Origin of the sequence: Nonomuraea jiangxiensis (assembly GCF_900099965.1) — a bacterium.
Taxonomy (GTDB): domain Bacteria; phylum Actinomycetota; class Actinomycetes; order Streptosporangiales; family Streptosporangiaceae; genus Nonomuraea; species Nonomuraea jiangxiensis.
Map to the genome: position 1 here is coordinate 390,113 of NZ_FNDJ01000006.1, position 16,861 is coordinate 406,973.

At 70.7% G+C, this 16,861-nt stretch carries 14 protein-coding genes; 4 read left to right on the top strand and 10 right to left on the bottom strand.

All coding sequences use genetic code 11. From position 1 onward, the window contains the following. From BLS95_RS16195 to BLS95_RS16210, 4 genes are read right to left on the bottom strand one after another with little or no spacing between them, the layout of a single operon-like run. Entirely contained in the window at positions 1-753 is a 753-nt protein-coding gene (locus tag BLS95_RS16195) for a sugar phosphate nucleotidyltransferase (protein ID WP_090931885.1), read from the bottom strand. Between the two features lie 21 nt (positions 754-774). Further along, positions 775-2,190: a hypothetical protein gene (locus BLS95_RS16200; RefSeq protein WP_090931887.1), complete on the bottom strand. Its 1,416-nt coding sequence runs from the start codon at positions 2,188-2,190 to the stop codon at positions 775-777. Further along, positions 2,187-3,590: a GT4 family glycosyltransferase PelF gene (gene pelF / locus BLS95_RS16205; protein ID WP_090931889.1), complete on the bottom strand. Its 1,404-nt coding sequence runs from the start codon at positions 3,588-3,590 to the stop codon at positions 2,187-2,189. Before pelF ends, BLS95_RS16200 begins: the two co-directional genes overlap by 4 nt. Positions 3,591-3,592: 2 nt before the next feature. Further along, positions 3,593-5,554, bottom strand: coding sequence for an Agd3-related carbohydrate deacetylase (locus BLS95_RS16210; RefSeq protein WP_143043731.1), 1,962 nt, complete (start codon positions 5,552-5,554; stop codon positions 3,593-3,595). 379 nt (positions 5,555-5,933) lie between these two features. Between BLS95_RS16210 and BLS95_RS16215 the strand changes: the two genes are divergently transcribed. Both BLS95_RS16215 and BLS95_RS16220 read left to right on the top strand, forming a co-directional pair. Further along, entirely contained in the window at positions 5,934-6,770 is an 837-nt protein-coding gene (locus tag BLS95_RS16215) for an AfsR/SARP family transcriptional regulator (RefSeq protein WP_090931893.1), read from the top strand. 179 nt (positions 6,771-6,949) lie between these two features. Next, positions 6,950-7,819 (top strand): NAD-dependent epimerase/dehydratase family protein, encoded by an 870-nt coding sequence (locus tag BLS95_RS16220; RefSeq protein ID WP_176993219.1) that lies wholly within the window; start codon positions 6,950-6,952, stop codon positions 7,817-7,819. On the opposite strand, the gene BLS95_RS16225 is transcribed toward BLS95_RS16220, so the two are convergent. The 3 genes from BLS95_RS16225 to BLS95_RS16235 are packed head-to-tail and all read right to left on the bottom strand — an operon-like array spanning position 7,809 to position 11,997. Next, the gene (locus BLS95_RS16225) at positions 7,809-9,143 is read right to left on the bottom strand and encodes a hypothetical protein (protein WP_143043732.1); all 1,335 of its coding nucleotides are present in this window, start codon (positions 9,141-9,143) and stop codon (positions 7,809-7,811) included. The genes BLS95_RS16220 and BLS95_RS16225 overlap by 11 nt on opposite strands. Beyond that, positions 9,140-11,203: a glycosyltransferase gene (locus tag BLS95_RS16230; RefSeq protein ID WP_090931899.1), complete on the bottom strand. Its 2,064-nt coding sequence runs from the start codon at positions 11,201-11,203 to the stop codon at positions 9,140-9,142. Before BLS95_RS16230 ends, BLS95_RS16225 begins: the two co-directional genes overlap by 4 nt. Positions 11,204-11,217: 14 nt before the next feature. After that, positions 11,218-11,997: a WecB/TagA/CpsF family glycosyltransferase gene (locus tag BLS95_RS16235; RefSeq protein WP_245765075.1), complete on the bottom strand. Its 780-nt coding sequence runs from the start codon at positions 11,995-11,997 to the stop codon at positions 11,218-11,220. 136 nt (positions 11,998-12,133) lie between these two features. On the opposite strand from BLS95_RS16235, the gene BLS95_RS16240 reads away from it, so the two are divergent. After that, the gene (locus BLS95_RS16240; RefSeq protein WP_090932075.1) at positions 12,134-12,682 is read left to right on the top strand and encodes a dTDP-4-dehydrorhamnose 3,5-epimerase family protein; all 549 of its coding nucleotides are present in this window, start codon (positions 12,134-12,136) and stop codon (positions 12,680-12,682) included. Here BLS95_RS16240 and BLS95_RS16245 read toward each other — a convergent pair. Further along, the gene (locus tag BLS95_RS16245; RefSeq protein WP_245765076.1) at positions 12,621-14,099 is read right to left on the bottom strand and encodes an O-antigen ligase family protein; all 1,479 of its coding nucleotides are present in this window, start codon (positions 14,097-14,099) and stop codon (positions 12,621-12,623) included. The two genes, BLS95_RS16240 and BLS95_RS16245, sit on opposite strands and share 62 nt — an antisense overlap. Further along, positions 14,096-14,836 (bottom strand): hypothetical protein, encoded by a 741-nt coding sequence (locus BLS95_RS16250; RefSeq protein ID WP_090931903.1) that lies wholly within the window; start codon positions 14,834-14,836, stop codon positions 14,096-14,098. The genes BLS95_RS16245 and BLS95_RS16250 overlap by 4 nt, the downstream gene beginning before the upstream one ends. Positions 14,837-14,979: 143 nt before the next feature. Between BLS95_RS16250 and BLS95_RS16255 the strand changes: the two genes are divergently transcribed. Further along, complete coding sequence (locus BLS95_RS16255; RefSeq protein WP_090931905.1) at positions 14,980-15,783, top strand: 2OG-Fe(II) oxygenase; 804 nt, start codon at positions 14,980-14,982, stop codon at positions 15,781-15,783. A 54-nt stretch (positions 15,784-15,837) separates the two neighbouring features. On the opposite strand, the gene BLS95_RS16260 is transcribed toward BLS95_RS16255, so the two are convergent. Further along, complete coding sequence (locus BLS95_RS16260) at positions 15,838-16,725, bottom strand: hypothetical protein (RefSeq protein ID WP_090931907.1); 888 nt, start codon at positions 16,723-16,725, stop codon at positions 15,838-15,840. Between the last annotated feature and the right edge of the window lie 136 nt (positions 16,726-16,861).

The window sequence follows — 16,861 nt, forward strand, 5'->3', positions numbered from 1 at the left end:
TCACCCGTTCCCGCGACGCCGGACCTGGCCGGCGGGCGCGGCCGTGGACGGCAGCAGCAGCGACCGGTACTCGTCGAAGCGGGCGTTGGCCTCGTCGTAGTCGTCGGGCCGCCCGATGTCCAGCCAGTAGCCGTCGAACTCGTAGATGCTGGGCGGCAGGTCCCTGTCCAGCAGGTCGAGGACCAGCTCGTCGAAGCCGAACGGCATGCCCTCCGGATACTCCGCGATCGTCTTGCGGGAGAGGGCGTAGACGCCCATGCTCACGTGATAGCTGAGCAGCGGCTTCTCCCTGAAGCCGACGATGCGGCCGCCCTGCGCCTCCAGCACGCCGAAATCGATCTTCACCACGCGCGGCGAGGTGGCCACGGTCAGCGGCGCGTCCGAGTCGACGTGGCGGGCCAGCAGGTCCGCGTAGTCGATCGTGGTCAGGACGTCGCCGTTCATGACCAGGAAGTGCTCCGGCAGCCGGTCCCTGATCGGGAACAGCGGCCCGATCGTGGACAGGGGCACCACCTCCTCGGTGTAGTCCACCTCCAGGCCCCAGCGCGAGCCGTCGCCGACGAAGGCGCGGATGAGCGGGCTCAGGTGCCCGACCGCGAGCGTGGCGCGGGTGAAACCCTGGCTGGTGAGCTGCAGCAGGATGATGTCGAGGATCGCGTACTCCTCACCGATGGGCACCAGGGGCTTGGGCAGCGCGGAGGTGTACGGGCGCAGGCGGACACCCTTCCCGCCGGCGAGTATGACGACGTGCATGGGTCCCTCCAGATGGTGAACTCAGCGATACTGCTTGACGTCCCTGAGGCTGCGGCTCATCAGGGCGAGCAGGATGACGAAGAACAGCGACGCGGCGCCCAGGAAGAGCAGCACGTCGGCGAGCGCCGGCGAGCCGGCGGGCAGCAGCAGCCGCCCCACCGGGTGCACGGCCAGCGCGACCCCCTGGGCCAGGCACAGCAGCACCACCTTGCCCTGGTTGGCCAGCAGGAAGGCCAGGAAGTACGCCCCGCCGACGGCCACGTGGGCGGCGGCCATGGCCACGCTCTCGTACGAGAGGGTGCCGGTGAAGTACAGGAACGACAGCGGCAGCGCGGCCAGCACGGACAGGGTGGCGAGGCAGATCAGCACGCCCTTGGCCAGCAGCCGGCGGCTGTGCCGGGTGAACTCGGCCGGGTAACACACCTTCCGGATCGCCGCCCTGGCCTCGTCCTCGAACACGTGCGCCCGGTATTCCAGCACTCCCATGCCGAGCACGAGCCCGGCGCCGGCGACCGCGATGTCGGTCCTGTCCAGGACGTATCTGGCCTCGGCCTGGAGCAGGAATACGGCGGTCAGCAGCGCGTACAGGAAGGATGGGAGCAGGGCGCGCACGTCGGGGCGAACGAGCGTGCGCAGCGGGGGTTCGGCGGCGGGCGGGTCGCCGCCCGCGGCGAGGGTCAGCAGGAGCGCGGCGCCGACGACCGCGGCGATGCAGACCACTCCCACGCAGACCGCCAGCAGGCCGACCCGGCTGTCGCCGATGGCGATGTAGGCGATCCCGGCCATCACGGCGGGCAGCATCATGGCGGCGAGCCAGCCCTCGCGCCGGTAGAACAGCAGGATCCCGGAGGCGATCTGGAAGGCCATCTGCATGACGCAGAGCGCCACCAGCGCCACGGGACCGTTCCTGACCAGGGCGAGCACGGAGGCCATGCACATGGCGGCGACCACGCCGAGGATGAGCCCGGTGCGCAGCGTCCGGCCCGCCGAGCGCGGGAAGCCCTTCCCGACCAGCGAGTACGCCAGCTGCGCCGCCGCGCTGCCGAGCACCCAGCCGATCCCCGTGGTCAGCACGAGGCCCGGCACCAGCCACTGCGTGCCCACCAGCCCGGAGGCGGCCGGCAGCAGCGCCGCGGGCAGGCCGTACAGCAGGCCGTGCAGCATCTGGGCGAGCGGCCTGGCCCGCCGGAGCACGGCGCCGGCCGGCGGGCGCGGGGTGTTCATGGCGGCGATGTGCGAGTAGGCGGCCTCGGCGAGGGAGAAGACGTCGTCGTGGCCGTACCGCTCCCGGGCGATCTTGTCGTTGAGGCCCTGGGACTCCAGGATGGCGGCGACCTGGAGGGGTTCGACGGCCCGGAAGATCCCCGAGCCCATGGGCTCGATGAGGTCGCCGATCGAGCGGGGTGGCTGCTCGTCGTTGGGGGCGAGGGTGGTCATGGAGCGTCTCCCAGGAGCTCCGCGTAGACCGCGCGGTAGTCGTCCAGGGACTGCTGGAGGGTGAAGCGTTCCAGCACGCGGGCGCGGGCGAGCGCGCCCAGCCGGCTGCGCAGCGCGGGATCCTCCAGCAGGCGCACCGTGGCGTCCGCGACGGCCACGTGGTCGCGGGGCGGCACGACCATCCCGGCCTCGGCCACCGCCTCGGCGACGCCGCCGACGTTGGTGCACAGCACGGCCCTGCCGCAGGCCATGGCCTCCACGACGCTGTAGGGGAAGCCCTCGGAGATGCTGGTCAGCGCGATGACGTGGCCCGAGTGGTAGGCGAGGACGGGGGTCGAGACCCGGCCCTCGAACGTGGCGGCGCCCGCCAGGTCCAGCTCGTCGATGAGGTCCAGGCAGCTCTGGTGGTAGCTCTCGTTGCCGGCCGGCACCCCGCCGAACATGCGCAGCCGGGCGTCGGGAAGCTTGTCCCGGACCACCGCGAACGCGCGGATCAGCGTGTGCAGGTCCTTCAGCGGGTCCACCCGGCCCATGAAGACGATCGTGGGCACCTCGGGATCGGCCTCGGCCGGGGGGAAGTCGGCGGGATCGACGCCGTTGTACATGATGCGGATGCGGCCGGGGTCGGCGCCGTTGCGGATCTGCCAGCGCCGGTTGTACGACGAGTGCGGCGCGATGCGGTCGGCCGCGACGTACGCGGCGGCGACCAGCCGCCTGAAGAAGCTGAGCAGCAGCACCCGGACGGCGTGGGAGACCGGCTCGTCCACGTACTGCAGGTATCGCTCCCTGAGGTAGACGCCGTGCTCGGACAGCACGATGGGGGTGCCGTACTGCCATTTGGCGGTCATCGCCATGAGCGGGCTCAGGCCGTTCATGGCGACGTGCACCAGGTCCGTACGCGGCGGCGGCTCGGACAGCGGGCGCAGCATGTGGCCCATCAGGTCGCCGGCCGTGATCGCGTCGGCCAGGTTGAGCCCGTCGGTCCTGTTCCAGTACCAGGCGTCCATGAGCTGGGTGAGCGAGTCGTTGGCGGTGAGCGCGCCCACGAGGTCGCCGCCGTCGTGGGCGTAGCGGTAGAGGGACTCCAGCACCGACAGGAACTCCTCACTGCCCGCGCCCATGACGGCAGGCGTGAGGACCATCTCCAGGAAGCGGCCGTAGATGTCGGCGAATTCCGGGCCCGGCGCTCGCGTGGAGCGCCGGGGCCTGGCCTTCCACAGCGGCACGGACACGATCCGGCCGAGGTTGGGCGGCAGGTCCCAGACGGGACGCTCCGCGCCGTCCACGGTCATCGTGACGACGTCCCAGGTGTGCTCGGGCATGCCCCTGATGAGCTGGTCCATCCACACGCTGACCCCGCCCATGGCGAAGGGGTACGTGCCTTCCGACACGAAGGTCATTCTCACGGCCGCACGCTCGCGGGGACGGTGACGGGGGTGCCGGGGGTGAGGGTCAGGTGAGCGATGGTGTCGGTGCCGTACGCGGTGGCGCCCGCGGCGGCGGCGTTGGTGGCGAAGACCGTGGTGGCGGCCGTGGTCTCGAACGTGATCGTGCCGGCCACCCGGTCATGGACGGCGTCGACCCCGGCGAGCCCGGCGAAGTGCTCGGTCCGGCTCTCGACGTACCGGGCCAGCGTGCCCCAGTCCGGGGTGAGCAGCGGCACCTTGTAGTAGCCGTTGTACTTGGCCATGACGGCCTTCAGCCAGTCGAAGACCAGGCTCTGGTTGCCGCCGTAGTTGCGCAGGTTGCCCTGGTGGAACGTGTGCGTGTAGACCGAGCCCGACATGACGTGCTGCATCGCCACGTCGCTCTCGTGGCCCAGGATCTGGGCGTAGGTCTGGTCGACCGGCCAGTACGGGAACTTGCCGCCCGGCCCGTAGTAGGAGTTGTAGAACAGCGTCTCCTCGGGGGGCGTGGTCGTGTGGTAGGCGATGTTCGTCGGCCAGTCCGGCACGATCATGAGCGAGGGTTCGAGCGGGTGCCGGATGCCGCAGTTGAAGCAGGACGGCTGGTGGCTGCCGAATGACATGTTGCCGTGCAGGTATTTCACGCCCAGGTCGGCGGCGGCCTGCAGCAGGTTGGTGTTGGAGGAGGCCAGCCCGAAGTCGGTCGGCGGGTCGATGTCGTTGTTCGGGTCGGGGTGGTAGACGCCCAGGCCCGAGTACTCGCCGGTCTTGAGCACGGTCGGGTCCACGCTCAGGCCCAGCGCGGCGGCCCTGGTGAGGTTGTCCTGGATCTCGGCGCGGCTGGTGGCGTAGTCGGTGAAGTTCATCTTGGGGTGGCTGTAGGTGTGGTTGATCCAGGCGAACGAGCTCGCGCGGCAGCGCGAGTAGCTGGTGAGCGGGTCAGGGCTGAGGAACGCCAGGCAGGACGAGAAGGCGGCCGGGTTGGCGCCGTCGCCGTTGTAGGCGATGTTCAGCTTGAAGGCGGCGGCCAGCGGGTTGGCGGCGCGGAAGCTGTTCTGCTGGGTGTAGGTGCTCGCCGCGTCGTTGCTGGTCAGCCGGTAGCCGGGGTCGGTCTCCAGGTGGCCGTCGGCGTAGAGGTGGTCGGTGGAGTTGAACCAGTCGTCCACGTCGGCGTTGAGGTAGTGGCGCTGCTCGCCCAGGAACAACCCCCTGCTCGCCCACCGGAACAGGCCGAAGGTCAGCAGGTCGGCCTGGGGCAGGTACTGGTTGGAGGTGAAGGTCAGGGCCATCCGCTCGCGGCCGTCCGTGGAGGTACTGCGCACGCCGAGCACGTCGGAGCCGGCGGTCATGATCACGTCGGCCGCGCAGCCGGCGGCCACGGTGGAGCGGTACACGTACGAGAGCGAGATCGGCACGTTCACGCCGGTCTTCAGGTAGTCGAAGACGTTCGCGCCGGTCGCGGTGAGAGCGGTGGCGATGGGGGTGTCGCCGATGCCACCCTCGGTGCCCGCGCGCAGGCAGTAGTCCTCGGGCCAGGTGCCGTAGGCCGTGTAGAGGGAGACCTGGCGGACGCCGTAGTCCCGCTCGTACGCCCATAAAACGTTCCACTCGGTGGCGTCGAGACCGCTGACGTAGGCGGAGCCGTCGAAGTAGAGCAGCGAGTTGTTGGTCAGCAGGATGGCGTTGTACGCGCCGGTGCCGTCGGGCCGGACGAGGTCGGCCGCGGTGAGTGCCTGGGCCCTGCTGTAGAGGATGTCGTAGCGGGCGCCGACCCGGTCGAGGACCGATTTCCAGGTCGCCACGCCCCAGTCGTCCGGGGCCACGGCGACGATGAGCGCGCGTAATGCCACCCGGTCGGCGGCCGCCGCCCTGGTCGCGGCCGCCGACGTGGCGACCGAGGTCGAGCGCTTGATCGGTATCGTGCCCTTGAGCGTGGCCAGTGGACCTAACTTGTCCACATTTGGACGCTGGACCGGCGCGCGCGGCGGCGTGCCGTGGGCGTGCGAATCCTTGGGCCCCGATACGGCGGCCGCCGATTTCCCGGGAGCGAGCCCGAAAACCAGCAGGACCATGCTGACCAGGACGATCAATGGCCTTGATCGCAGTAAAGACATCTGATGAAATTGCCGAAAAGAACTCACCATATCCCCCCATTCGGCGCTTTTACCCCGAATGCACTGAAGGCCGACACAGGTATCATCGGCCAGCCTTGAGTGTGCTTACGCCCCGTTTCACTTGCGTTTCAGAGCAGTTTCTGGAGTGGCGTTTCCCGGCGGAATAGAAGGTCTTATCCTAGATCGGCGGGAAGGGCCCGAGACGCGCAGTCAGGGGATACTCATGCAGTTCGGCATTCTGGGCGCGCTGGAAGTCATGGACGGGGAGCACCAATTATCCCCGCGCTCGATCAAGCAACGCAGCCTGCTGGCCCTGCTGCTCTGCCACCACGGGATGGTCGCGCAGAGCGAGCTGCTGATCGACGCCCTCTGGGGCGCGGAGGCCGGTGACGCCGGCGGCCAGCGCCTGCGGCTGCAGCTCCACCGGCTCAGACGCACGCTGGGTGAGAGCGTGCCGATCTCGCACCGGCCGACCGGATACCAGTTGCGCGTGCCGGACGACGCCGTGGACGCCTGGCGTTTCGAGTCCCTTGTCCGCGAGGGCCGCCAGGCGCTGCTGGCGAAGAACGTCGCCAGGGGCAGCGACCTGCTGCGGACCGCGCTCGACATGTGGCGCGGTCCGGCCCTGTCCGGGCTGAACGACATCTCCTTCCTGCACCGCCAGGCCACCCGGCTGGAGGAGCAGCGGCTGGCCGCGCTGGCCGACCGCATCAACGCCGACCTGCGATTACGCCGGCACTCCGAGCTCGTCGGGGAGCTGTCCGCGCTGGTGCGCGAGCACCCGCTGCGCGAGCGGTTCCGCGGGCAGCTGATGATCGCCCTCTACCGCAGCGGGCGGCAGGCCGAGGCGCTGGACGTCTACCGCGACGGGCGGCACATCCTCACCAAGGACCTCGGGCTGGAACCTTCCATGGAGCTGCGCCGGCTGCAGGTGGCCATACTGACGAGCGACTCGTCGCTGTCGGACGGGCGGGTGCCGGTGGGCGGCCGGGCCGTGCACCGGCGCGGCGGCCACCGGCACGTCCAGGGATGCCCGCACTGCTCCAAACGACTGCGCTAGCGCGCCCGGCGGCATTCACGGTTGGATGGGCCTGCTTGTCCGAGCGGGCCCCGATCGCCGCTGCTCGATGGGGCCGGCTCTGTGCAAGCAGGCTCCGATCGCCGCTGCTTCGATGGGGCCGGCTTCGTCCGAGCGGGCCCCGATCGTGTGCCCGCCGACCCGGAGAGGGGCGCTGTCCGTTGGAGTGGCAAGACAGGCGCGTGCTGGTGACGGGGGCGTCCGGGTTCATCGGCGCCCACCTGGTCAGGCGGCTGGCCGAGCTGGGCGCGGACGTCCACGGGGCGAGCCGGAGCACGGGCGCCGACCTGCGGGACGCCGGGGCGGTCACGGCCCTGTTCGCCACCGTCCGCCCCGAGGTGGTCTTCCACCTGGCCGGCGAGGTGAACGGGGCCAGGGACGTGTCCGTCGTGCGGGCGACGCTGGAGGGCAACCTCACGGCCACGGTGAACGTGCTGACGGCCGCCGGGCCCGGATGCCGGGTGGTGCTGGCGGGGTCGAGCGAGGAGCCGCGGCCGGGGAACGGGCACTGCCCGCCGCCCTCGCCGTACGCGATGGCCAAGGCGGCGGCCACCGGCTACGCCGAGCTCTACCACCGGCTGTGGGGGCAGCCCTACACGATCGTGCGTCCGACCATGGTGTACGGGCCCGGCCAGCGCGACACCGCCAAACTGGTGCCCTACGTGACGCTGGCGCTGCTCAGGGGCGACAAGCCCCGGCTGACCAGCGGCGCCAAGCCGGTGGACTGGGTCTACGTGGACGACGTGGTCGAGGCCTTCGTCCTGGCCGGGCTGAGCGAGCGGGCGCTGGGCCAGGCGTTCGACGTGGGCACGGGCACGCGGGTGTCGGTGCGGGAGGCGGTCGAGCTGCTCTACCGGATCGCCGGGGAGGAGTCGCCGCCGCCGTTCGGGACGGTCCCCGACCGGCCGCTGGACGTGCCGCAGACGGCCGACCCGGGGCCCGCGCTGGAGCTGATCGGCTGGCGCCCGCGCACCGGGCTGGAGGAGGGCCTGCGGCGTACGGTGCGGTGGTTCGAAGGGCTCACGGAGTGATCTTGTAGATGTGGTAGCTGTACTCCTTCGCGAAGGAGTCGGAGAAGGAGCCGCCGGAGACGGGCACCTCGCGGTTCTCGAACAGCACCTCCACCTTGCTCGGCGAGAGCCCGCCGGGCAGGCGGAACGAGCGCACCCCCGGCTGCACCCCCCTCTTGAGCATCGCGAACACGTAGTAGGAGCCCTGGTGCTCCTTGAGCATCGTGTCGAGCCCCTGGCCGAAGGAGTAGTAGTCGAGCGACTGGGTGTTCAGCACGGGCGCGAGCTGCCGGAGCTGCGCGTTCACCTCGGTGACCGCGGGCCTGGTCCGCGCGCCGCACGCGTCGCGCAGCGCGTGCTGCGTCTGGCACGGCCCGCCGAAGCTGTGGTTGAAGTAGATGACGCCCCTGGCCTCGTGGATGATCGAGTTCATCACCGCGCCCTTCACCTGCTCCGGCTCGATGCCGCGGGTGTCCTCCGGGGCGGGCCAGCCGACCTCGACGAAGGCGTAGATGGGCTGGCGCTCGCCGTCCGCGGCGTCGAGCTTGCGCTGCCGGTCCAGCAGCGAGCCGTAGTTGGCCGACAGGCGGCACTGCTCCTGGGGGATGTTCAGCCAGCCCTCCGCGTCCTGGCAGGCGTAATGGCTGGTGTACCAGTAGACGTCGAGTGAGACGAGGTCGGTGTAGTCGTTGACGAACCGCCCGGCCTGCGCGTCGTTCTGCCAGATCATGACGCCCTTGCCGTAGTTGGCGTAGTGCGGGCGGCCGTCGCCCTTGGGCAGCCGCTCCTTGAGCGTCTTCATGACCGTGTAGCCGCAGCGTTCCTTGTGCGGGTCGTCGGGGATGCACAGCGGGCCCTGGCCGGGGAAGTTGCCGGTCCAGCCGTCGTCACCCGGCCCGGCCCACATGTCGGCCTCGTCGGTGATCAGCCAGGCGACCGTCTCCGCGCCGTGGCCGGGCAGCGGCTTGCTCGGGATGGCGAACATGCCGTTGTTCCTGATCAACGCCATGTCGCTGGTCTCGGTGAGCTCGACGTAGGTGTTGATGCCGGCCGCGCGGTCCTTGTCGACGTCGTCCTGGGTGATCACCGACTCGTACCAGACGCCGATGGGGAAGAAGGAGTCCTTCGTCCAGCCGGCCGCCGCCGTGGCCGGGAACTTGGCGTAGTAGGCGGGACCGCCCTCCCACGGCACACGGCCGAGCTCCGCCGGCTGCGTCGGCCCGCTCGGCCGGGGCGTGGCCGGGGGCGTCGCCGCCGGCGGGTCGGCCAGGCCGCGCGGGACGAACCAGAGCAGGGCCGCTATCGCGAGCACCGCCACCGCGAGTAACGCGCCACGCCTTGTCATCCGCTCTCCCCCTCGGCCAGCGCCATGAGCTCTTTCGCGCGTGACGACCACGACGCGTCCAGCACGGACTCACGCAACTCCGCGGCGGAGCGGAGCCCGCCTTGCTGGAGGGTCGCTCTGATGGCCGCCACGAACCCGGCGGGATCGGTGGCGACTCTTACCCGATCAGTGTAATTCGCGAGTTCGGCGAAGTCCGTGCTCACGACGGGCAGGCCGAGTGCGAGATATTCCTTGAGCTTGATGGGGTTGGAATGGCGGATCCAGGAATTGTCCAGCCACGGCATGATGGCCACGTCGAAGCCCGAGCCGTAGGCGGGAATGCGTTCGTACGGGCGGAAGCCGAGCCAGTGCACGTTGGGATATTTCGTGAGCCGCTCCATCGGCACCGTGGCGTCGCCGATGAGCACCAGCGAGACGTCCGACAGCTCGACCGCGACTTTCTCCAGCAGGTCGAAGTCGACCACGAAATCGTCCAGCGCGCCGAAGAACCCCACTCTCGGGCCCGGGATGGCCGCCAGGTCCTCCGGCAGGTCGTCTGTGCGGGTGAAATGGTCCAGGTCCACGCCGTGGTCCAGGAAGTGCGCGCGGTCACGGGTCAGGGCCGCCTCCTCGGCCAGCAGCGCCCTGCTGACGTAGACGACGCGGTCGGCCCGGGTCAGCAGCTCGCGCTCCAGCCCCTCGATGGTGGCACGGTCCGACTCGGGGAAGGACGAGTGCCGGTCCGAGCGGTTGAACACCAGCGACCGCCTGGCCATCGGGCGCACCACGTCCCAGGCGGTGGGGATGGTCACCACGATCACCGGGCGGGCCAGCCCCAGCGCCCGGCACACCACCCGTACCTGGGCGCGGACCAGGGACGCGTTGCAGCGCCGCAGCAGCGGCGAGCCGTAGAAGGGCAGCGGCAGCGGGGACATCACGTAGAAGCCCGGCATCGGCCGGCGCACGAACTTGGCGACGCTGCGCAGCTTGCGCACGATGCGCCTGGTGACCTGGGTGGACCTGCCCGGGGTCGGCATGCGCATGCCGATGCTGTTGACCACGAGCACCCTGCGGTGCGCCGCGACGGAGCGCATGAGCTGGAAGTCGGAGTGCGCCCGGTTGTGGTACCACCAGTCCTGCGCCGAGAAGCAGACGTATCCGGGGGCCTGCGACGGTCCAGGGGCGGGCTGCGCCTCCACGGGCCAGCGGGGCATCCGCCACAGCGCCCGCAGGGCGGCCCTGTGCCGTGCGCCGCCCGTCCTGCCTCGGGTGAGCGCCCTGATCGTCTCGTTGAGCACGACGGCGAGCCACATGAGCAGCGCGCGCGGCCGGCCGTGGCGCTCCCGGTGCAGCCTGACCCGGTTGGCCGCCGACAGCGCCCAGAGACGGCTGGAGACGGCCTGGTCGCCGCCCAGGTGCACGGCGTGGGCGGCCTCGGCGTAGCGCACCGCGAAGCCGCGATCCCCCGCCCGCAGCATGTACTCGGTCTCCTCCGAGTACAGGAAGTACCTCTCGTCCAGCGGGCCGAGGGCCTCGGCGCAGCGCGCCGACACCAACCAGGCGGCGCCGGTGGCCCAGTCGGCCGTGCCGTCCCGCTCGTAGTTCGCGGGGCTCACGACGAGCTCCCCCAGCGCGGGCACCCGCCCGGCCCGGTGGCCGCCCAGCAGCGCCTCCCCGAGTGCTCTGAGCACGGTCGGCCGGCGGCGCAGCGACAGGTGCGGCTCGCCGGAGTCACCGGTGATGCGGGGCACCGCGATCCCGGTGCCCGGCACGGCGAGCGCCGCGCGCAACGTGTCGATGGAGCCGGGTAACAGGCGGGTGTCCGGGTTCAGTACGAGGACGTCGCAGCCCGGCGCGGCGGCGATGCCGGCGTTCACCCCGGCGGCGAACCCGCCGTTGCGGCCCGTGGCGATCACCTCGACGCCGGGCAGGGCCTCGCGGGCCACCGCGATCGTGTCGTCCGTCGAGTCGTTGTCGACCACGATCACCCTGGCGTCCCCGGCCCCGGCCGGGGCCAGGGAGCGCAGGCAGTCTCCGATCACGCGGGCGCTGAAGTAGCTGACGATCACTATCGCGAGCATGCGGGCGTACCCTCTCAGGAGCGTCGGAAGCGGCTGAGCAGCGCCCGGGCGAGCAGCGCGACGGCGAAGGGGGCGTCCTCACGGAGATAGCGCCTGGCCAGGCGGCGTGGTTCGAGCGCGAGCCGGTGCAGCCACTCGCCGCCCACCGACTGCAAAGCGCGCGGCGCGCGGCTGAACTGGCCGGCCGCCATCGGGATGCCGGCGCCGCACCCCAGATACCAGGCGGCGGGCACCTCCGCGCGCAGTTCCTCGATCAGCCGCTCCTGCTTGGGGAACCCCAGGCCCACCAGCACGAGGTCGGGTCCGGCCGCCGCCACCCTGCCGACCGCGTCACCGCGCGCCGCGGGATCGCCGTCGAAGCCGTACGGCGGCGAGTGCGTGCCGGCGATCCTGAGCGTGGCGTACCGGGCCACCAGAGCGGCGGCGGCCGCCTCGGGCACGCCCGGGTCGCCGCCCAGGAGGTAGACGGAGCGGCCGTCCGCCGCCGCCCGCTCGCTCAGCGAGTGGACGAGCGAGGACCCGGTCACCCGCTCGGGGATCGGCACCCCGGCCAGGCGGCCCGCCCACACCACCGGCATGCCGTCGGCGACCACCAGCTCCGCCCGCTCGACGAGCGCGGTCAGGAGAGGGTCCCGGGCCGCCGCCCTGACGATGTCGACGTTGGCGGTGACGATCGTGCCGCCCCGGCCGCGCGCCCAGGCTCGGGAGACGTGCGCGGCCACCTCCGCCTCGGTGAGGGAGGTGATGTGGATCGTTCCGACGCGCGCACGCGCCGGAGGGACAGCCGCGGTCAATGAGGGATCCGGAATGTCGTCGCTCCCTTCCCAGGGCCGAGTCATCCCGACCATCCACGAAATAAATCGACATGCACGAGAGCCCCGTTACGCGTGGGTCTGGCAGATGTCGTCGCCCTTCGGCGAATATGAGCGCATGAGAGTGGAGCAAGGGGCCTTCGAAGGCGTGCTGCTGTTCGTCCCCACGCCGCACTACGACCACCGGGGCATGTTCACCCGGACCTTCGACGCGGCGGTGGCCGCCGAGCACGGGCTCGACCCCGCCGCATTCGTGCAGGACAGCCAGTCCCGCTCGCGGCTCGGCACCGTCAGGGCGCTGCACGGACGCTCGGGCCGGGGCGAGGCCAAGCTGGTCAGGTGCGCCCGTGGAGCGATCCACGACGTGCTGGTCGACGCGCGGCCCGGCTCACCCACCTTCGGCCGCATGGCCGCCGTGCGGCTGGACGACGAGACGTTCACCCACCTGTACGTGCCACCGGGGCTGCTCCACGGTTACCAGGCGCTGACCGACCAGGCGGACGTGTGTTACCGCATCGACAGGGAGCACGACCCGTCCGAGGACATCGCGGTCCGCTACGACGACCCCGACCTCGCCATCGACTGGCCGCTGCCGGTCACGGCGATCAGCGAGCGGGATCTGTCCGCGGGCTCGTGGAAGGACGCCCGTCAGCGCCTGCTGGACTGAGCCCCGGGTCCAGCGGAGGTGACGCGGCCGGCCGGTCACGCAGCGGGTCCACGGGAGGGGACGTGGCCGTCCGGCCGTGCCGCGCCTCGCGCATGAGGACGCCGGCCGCGCCCACGAGCAGGAACGACAGGCCGGTCACCACGGCGTACGAGCGCAGGTCGAAGGTGGCCGCGCCGATCAGCGGCACCACCAGGCAGGCCGCCAGCGTCAGCCCGAGGTCCCGGCCGGCCGGATCGCTCATCAGGTGCCTGGCGCGCAGCGCCGACCAGATGCCCGCCACGAAGAGCCCGGCGAACGCGAGCACGCCGATCACCCCGGTCTCGACGGTGGTGAGGATGTACTGGTTGTCGAAGACCAGATACTTGGGCGCGTACCAGGTGCCGAGGCCGCGGCCCAGCCACGGGTGCTTGGCGATCTCGGTGGCCGCGGCGGAGTAGTCCATGATGCGCCAGCGCAGGCTGGAGTCGTTCGACAGGCCCGTGAACAGGGTGATGATCGCGCCGAGCACGCCAGGGACCACCAGCCGCACCCCCACGACGAACACCAGCACCGCGCCCGCCGCGATCAGACGGCGCACCTTGGGCCAGCCGATCAGCAGCACCACGGCCGCGCCCGCCAGGCCGACGAAGGCCGAGCGCGAGACGGAGAAGACCATGCCGGCCCCGATGAGCGTGGCGCAGATCCACCAGCGCACGGACGGTTTGCCCTGCTCGTGGGCCCGGAAGGCGTAGTGCAGTGCGATCGGCAGGATCATCGCGCACACGACCGCGAACTCGATGGGGTGCCCGGTGGTCGCGGCGACCCGGCTGAGCCCGTTCCGCTCCAGGATGAACAGCTCCTCCTGGGTGAAGCGCAGGCCGGGCAGGACCATGTACCTGGTCGGGTCGATCTGGAACAGGAACTGCAGGGCCGCGATCACCCCGAGCACCGCGCCCATCACGGCGACGCTCTTCAGCACCAGGTCCAGCCGGTCCCTGCCGCGCACGCCGTCCACCATGAGCAGCACCACGCCGATCATCGCGGTGGCGGAGACGAGCATGTGGTCGGCCAGGTCGAGCTCGTCGCCGGGCAGGAACCCGGCGGTGGCGTAGGCGTACGTGGCCAGCAGCGAAGCGCCGTAGACGAACACCATGGTACGGACGAACGTACGGCCCTTGGCCACGCCGAGCGTGTCGGTGAAGTGGGCGCAGAACCACCACGCCATCGCGAACAGGCCGACGGCCTCGGCGGGCGTGATCGCGAACGACAGGCCACGGAAGACGAGCCTGGCGGGCACGATCATCAGGATCACCACGAAGACGACGCCCGCCGTGGCGGCGTCGGCCCGATGCGGCACCGGCCGCCGGGCCCTCCCCGGGACGGGCTCGCCCACGGGCGGGGCGAGATCGTGCGCGGGGGCCGTCCGCGTCGCGCTCACGGCCGCAGCACCAGCCCTTCGGCGCCGGCTTCCGACGCCGGATCGGCCTCAGTGTCCCGCGTGGGCGCCGCCTGCCGGCTCAGACGCCTGCGCCGCAGCGCCGCCGCGAGGCTCTCCGTGGCGAACCCGGCCGTCAGGCAGGCGAACAGGCCGAGAGCCAGTACGGCCGCGGCCGAGCGGCTCTTGCCGCCGCGCTGCTCCTGCGGCGTCGTGGGCGCGACCATGTCGGTCAGCTGGATGAACGTGCTGCGCGGCGCCTTGAGCAGACTCTGGCGCGCGGCCATCTCCGCCTTGGCCCGTTCGACCAGCTTGGTGACGAGGGTGTGCGCGACCTCCGCCGACGGGCTCCTGGCCTCGATGATCACGAAGGGGCCGCTGGCCAGCAACTCCGGGTTGGCGCTGCCGTTGTTGACCGTGTACGTGGTCTCGCCGCCCGGCGGCGCGCCGAGCTGCGCCGCGGTCTCGGGCGCGCTCAGCACCTGCAGCAGGATGGAGGCCGAGACGTTGAGCGCGCCGTCGTAGTTGAGCAACGGGTTCGTCCGCGGGTTGGGGTACTTCGGGTCCACTGGAACGCTCCCGCCCGTCGGCGGGATCGTCAGCACCAGCACCGCGTTCGACTGGTAGATGACGGGGATCGTCTGGTAGACCCCGTACGCCGCGGCCAGGGCCAGCAGGAACGCCGGGACGGTGACGTACCACCTGCGGAAAACGACCAGGACCGTCCCCCAGAAGTCCAAGACGCTTCCTCCCCCTCCGCACAACTCTCCCCAAGGGAATCGGCATGAGCAGCACCCGGCGTTACTGGGACTTTTGTAACGGGATCGGTCCATCAGGCGATTGCCACGCGGGGACAAACACATCGACTGGTGGGGAGCGGTCCATGCAGAAAGTCGACAACTTCACCTTCCGCCGCGAAGACCTCCTTCCACTGGGGGACAAACTGCGCGACAGCTTTCTCAACGCGAGCCCCTTCCGGCACGTGGTGATCGACGACTTCCTGCCGCCGAACGTGCTGGAGCCCGTCCTGGCCGAGTTCCCGGAGCCCAGAGACGTCGAGTGGCAGCGGTTCGACAATGCCCAGGAGATCAAGCTGGCCCTGGCCGACACCGAGCGCATGGGGCCCGCCACCCGCCACCTGCTGGCGGAGTTCAACGGCCAGGTCTTCATCGACTTCCTGGAGCGGCTGAGCGGGATCGAGCACCTCGTGTCCGATCCGCACTACGACGGCGGCGGGCTGCACCAGATCAAGCCGGGGGGCTTCCTGAAGGTGCACGTGGACTTCAACCGGCACCGCAGGCTCAACCTCGACCGCCGGCTCAACGGGCTGCTCTATCTCAACAAGGAGTGGGAGGAGTCCTACGGCGGCCACCTGCAGCTGTGGAACAAGGACATGACCGAGTGCGAGCACAAGATCCTTCCGGTGTTCAACAGGTTCGTGCTCTTCGCCACCACCGACGACGCCAACCACGGCCACCCCGAGCCGCTGACCTGCCCCGACGACCGGGCCCGGCGGTCGATGGCGCTCTACTACTACACCAACGGCCGCCCTGAGGACGAGGTGCTCGACGAGCACGACACCAAGTTCAAGCAGCGTCCGGGCGAGGAGTGGAAGAGCAGCCTCCGCCAGACCGCCCGCCGCTGGGTGCCGCCGGTCCTGGCGGACCTGGCCACCCGCCGCAAGTGACCCTGCGGTAACCGACAACGCACGCGGATCGGCGAGCGGGGACGACTGACCGGCTCAGTGACCGTCGCCGATCCGCACGATGTCGATGGGGCCGGTCTCGTCGAGGTCGCCGGGCACCGGCGCCGATCCGTTGATGCCGGGCTTGCGGCCCACGACCTCGCGTACGGGCGGCTCCTCGGGGTCCTCCGGTTCCCCGGACTCCCCGGGCTCTTCGGGCTTGTCGGGCTTGTCGGCTTCTTCGGCGGCCGGGCTCACCAGGGCGTCCTCGGCCGGCTTCCGGAGCAGCGGCTGCATGAACGGCGCCAGCAAGCGCCTGCGCACGATCGCGTACGCCGCCGCGAACCCGGCCACCACGCCCAGCAGCGCCCCGCCCACGGTTCCCTGCAGCTTGATGGACATGTCACCCTCGGGCGGGAGCCGTACCACCTCGTCGGCCTGCACGAACGTGATCGGGTGGGCCTTGAGGTCGTTCTGCCGCTCCTCCAGTTCGGTCCGCAGCCGCTCCTCGGCGGCGGACAGCACCTTGCTCGCCGTGACGGGAGAGTCGCTCTCGACCTGCATGTAGACGAACGGCCCCGTGGTGCCCACCCCGAGCAGCGTGGGATTGGTACGCCCGTCGTCCACGACGAGCTCCGTCGGCCCGCCGTCCGTCACGCCGACGGACTTGAAGACGTCCGTGGTGTTCATGGCGAGGATGAGGATGCTGGCGGTGGTCCGGAGGTCGTCGCTGAACTGCAGCAGCGGGTTCGTCTGCGCGAGCGGCTTGGTCGCGTCGATCGATCCGCCGCCCGACGGCGACACCAGCACCAGGGACACGCTGGTCACATAGCGCATCGGCATCGCGAAATATCCGGCGAAAGCCAGACCGACGGCGAGCAGGAGCACTGGAACCCCGACCAGCGGCTGGCGCGCGAGGCCGAGAATGGCCTTCCAAAACTCCATATAACCCCCGCCCGATATGCCAAGCAACGGGGCGTCGGAAACCCCCCGGGAGACCGTTCCAACGGGTACATCGGCTTTCCCGACCTGGGTGTTACGCCAACCTTTGTTACGGACGCGGTATTCACAGCGATACACC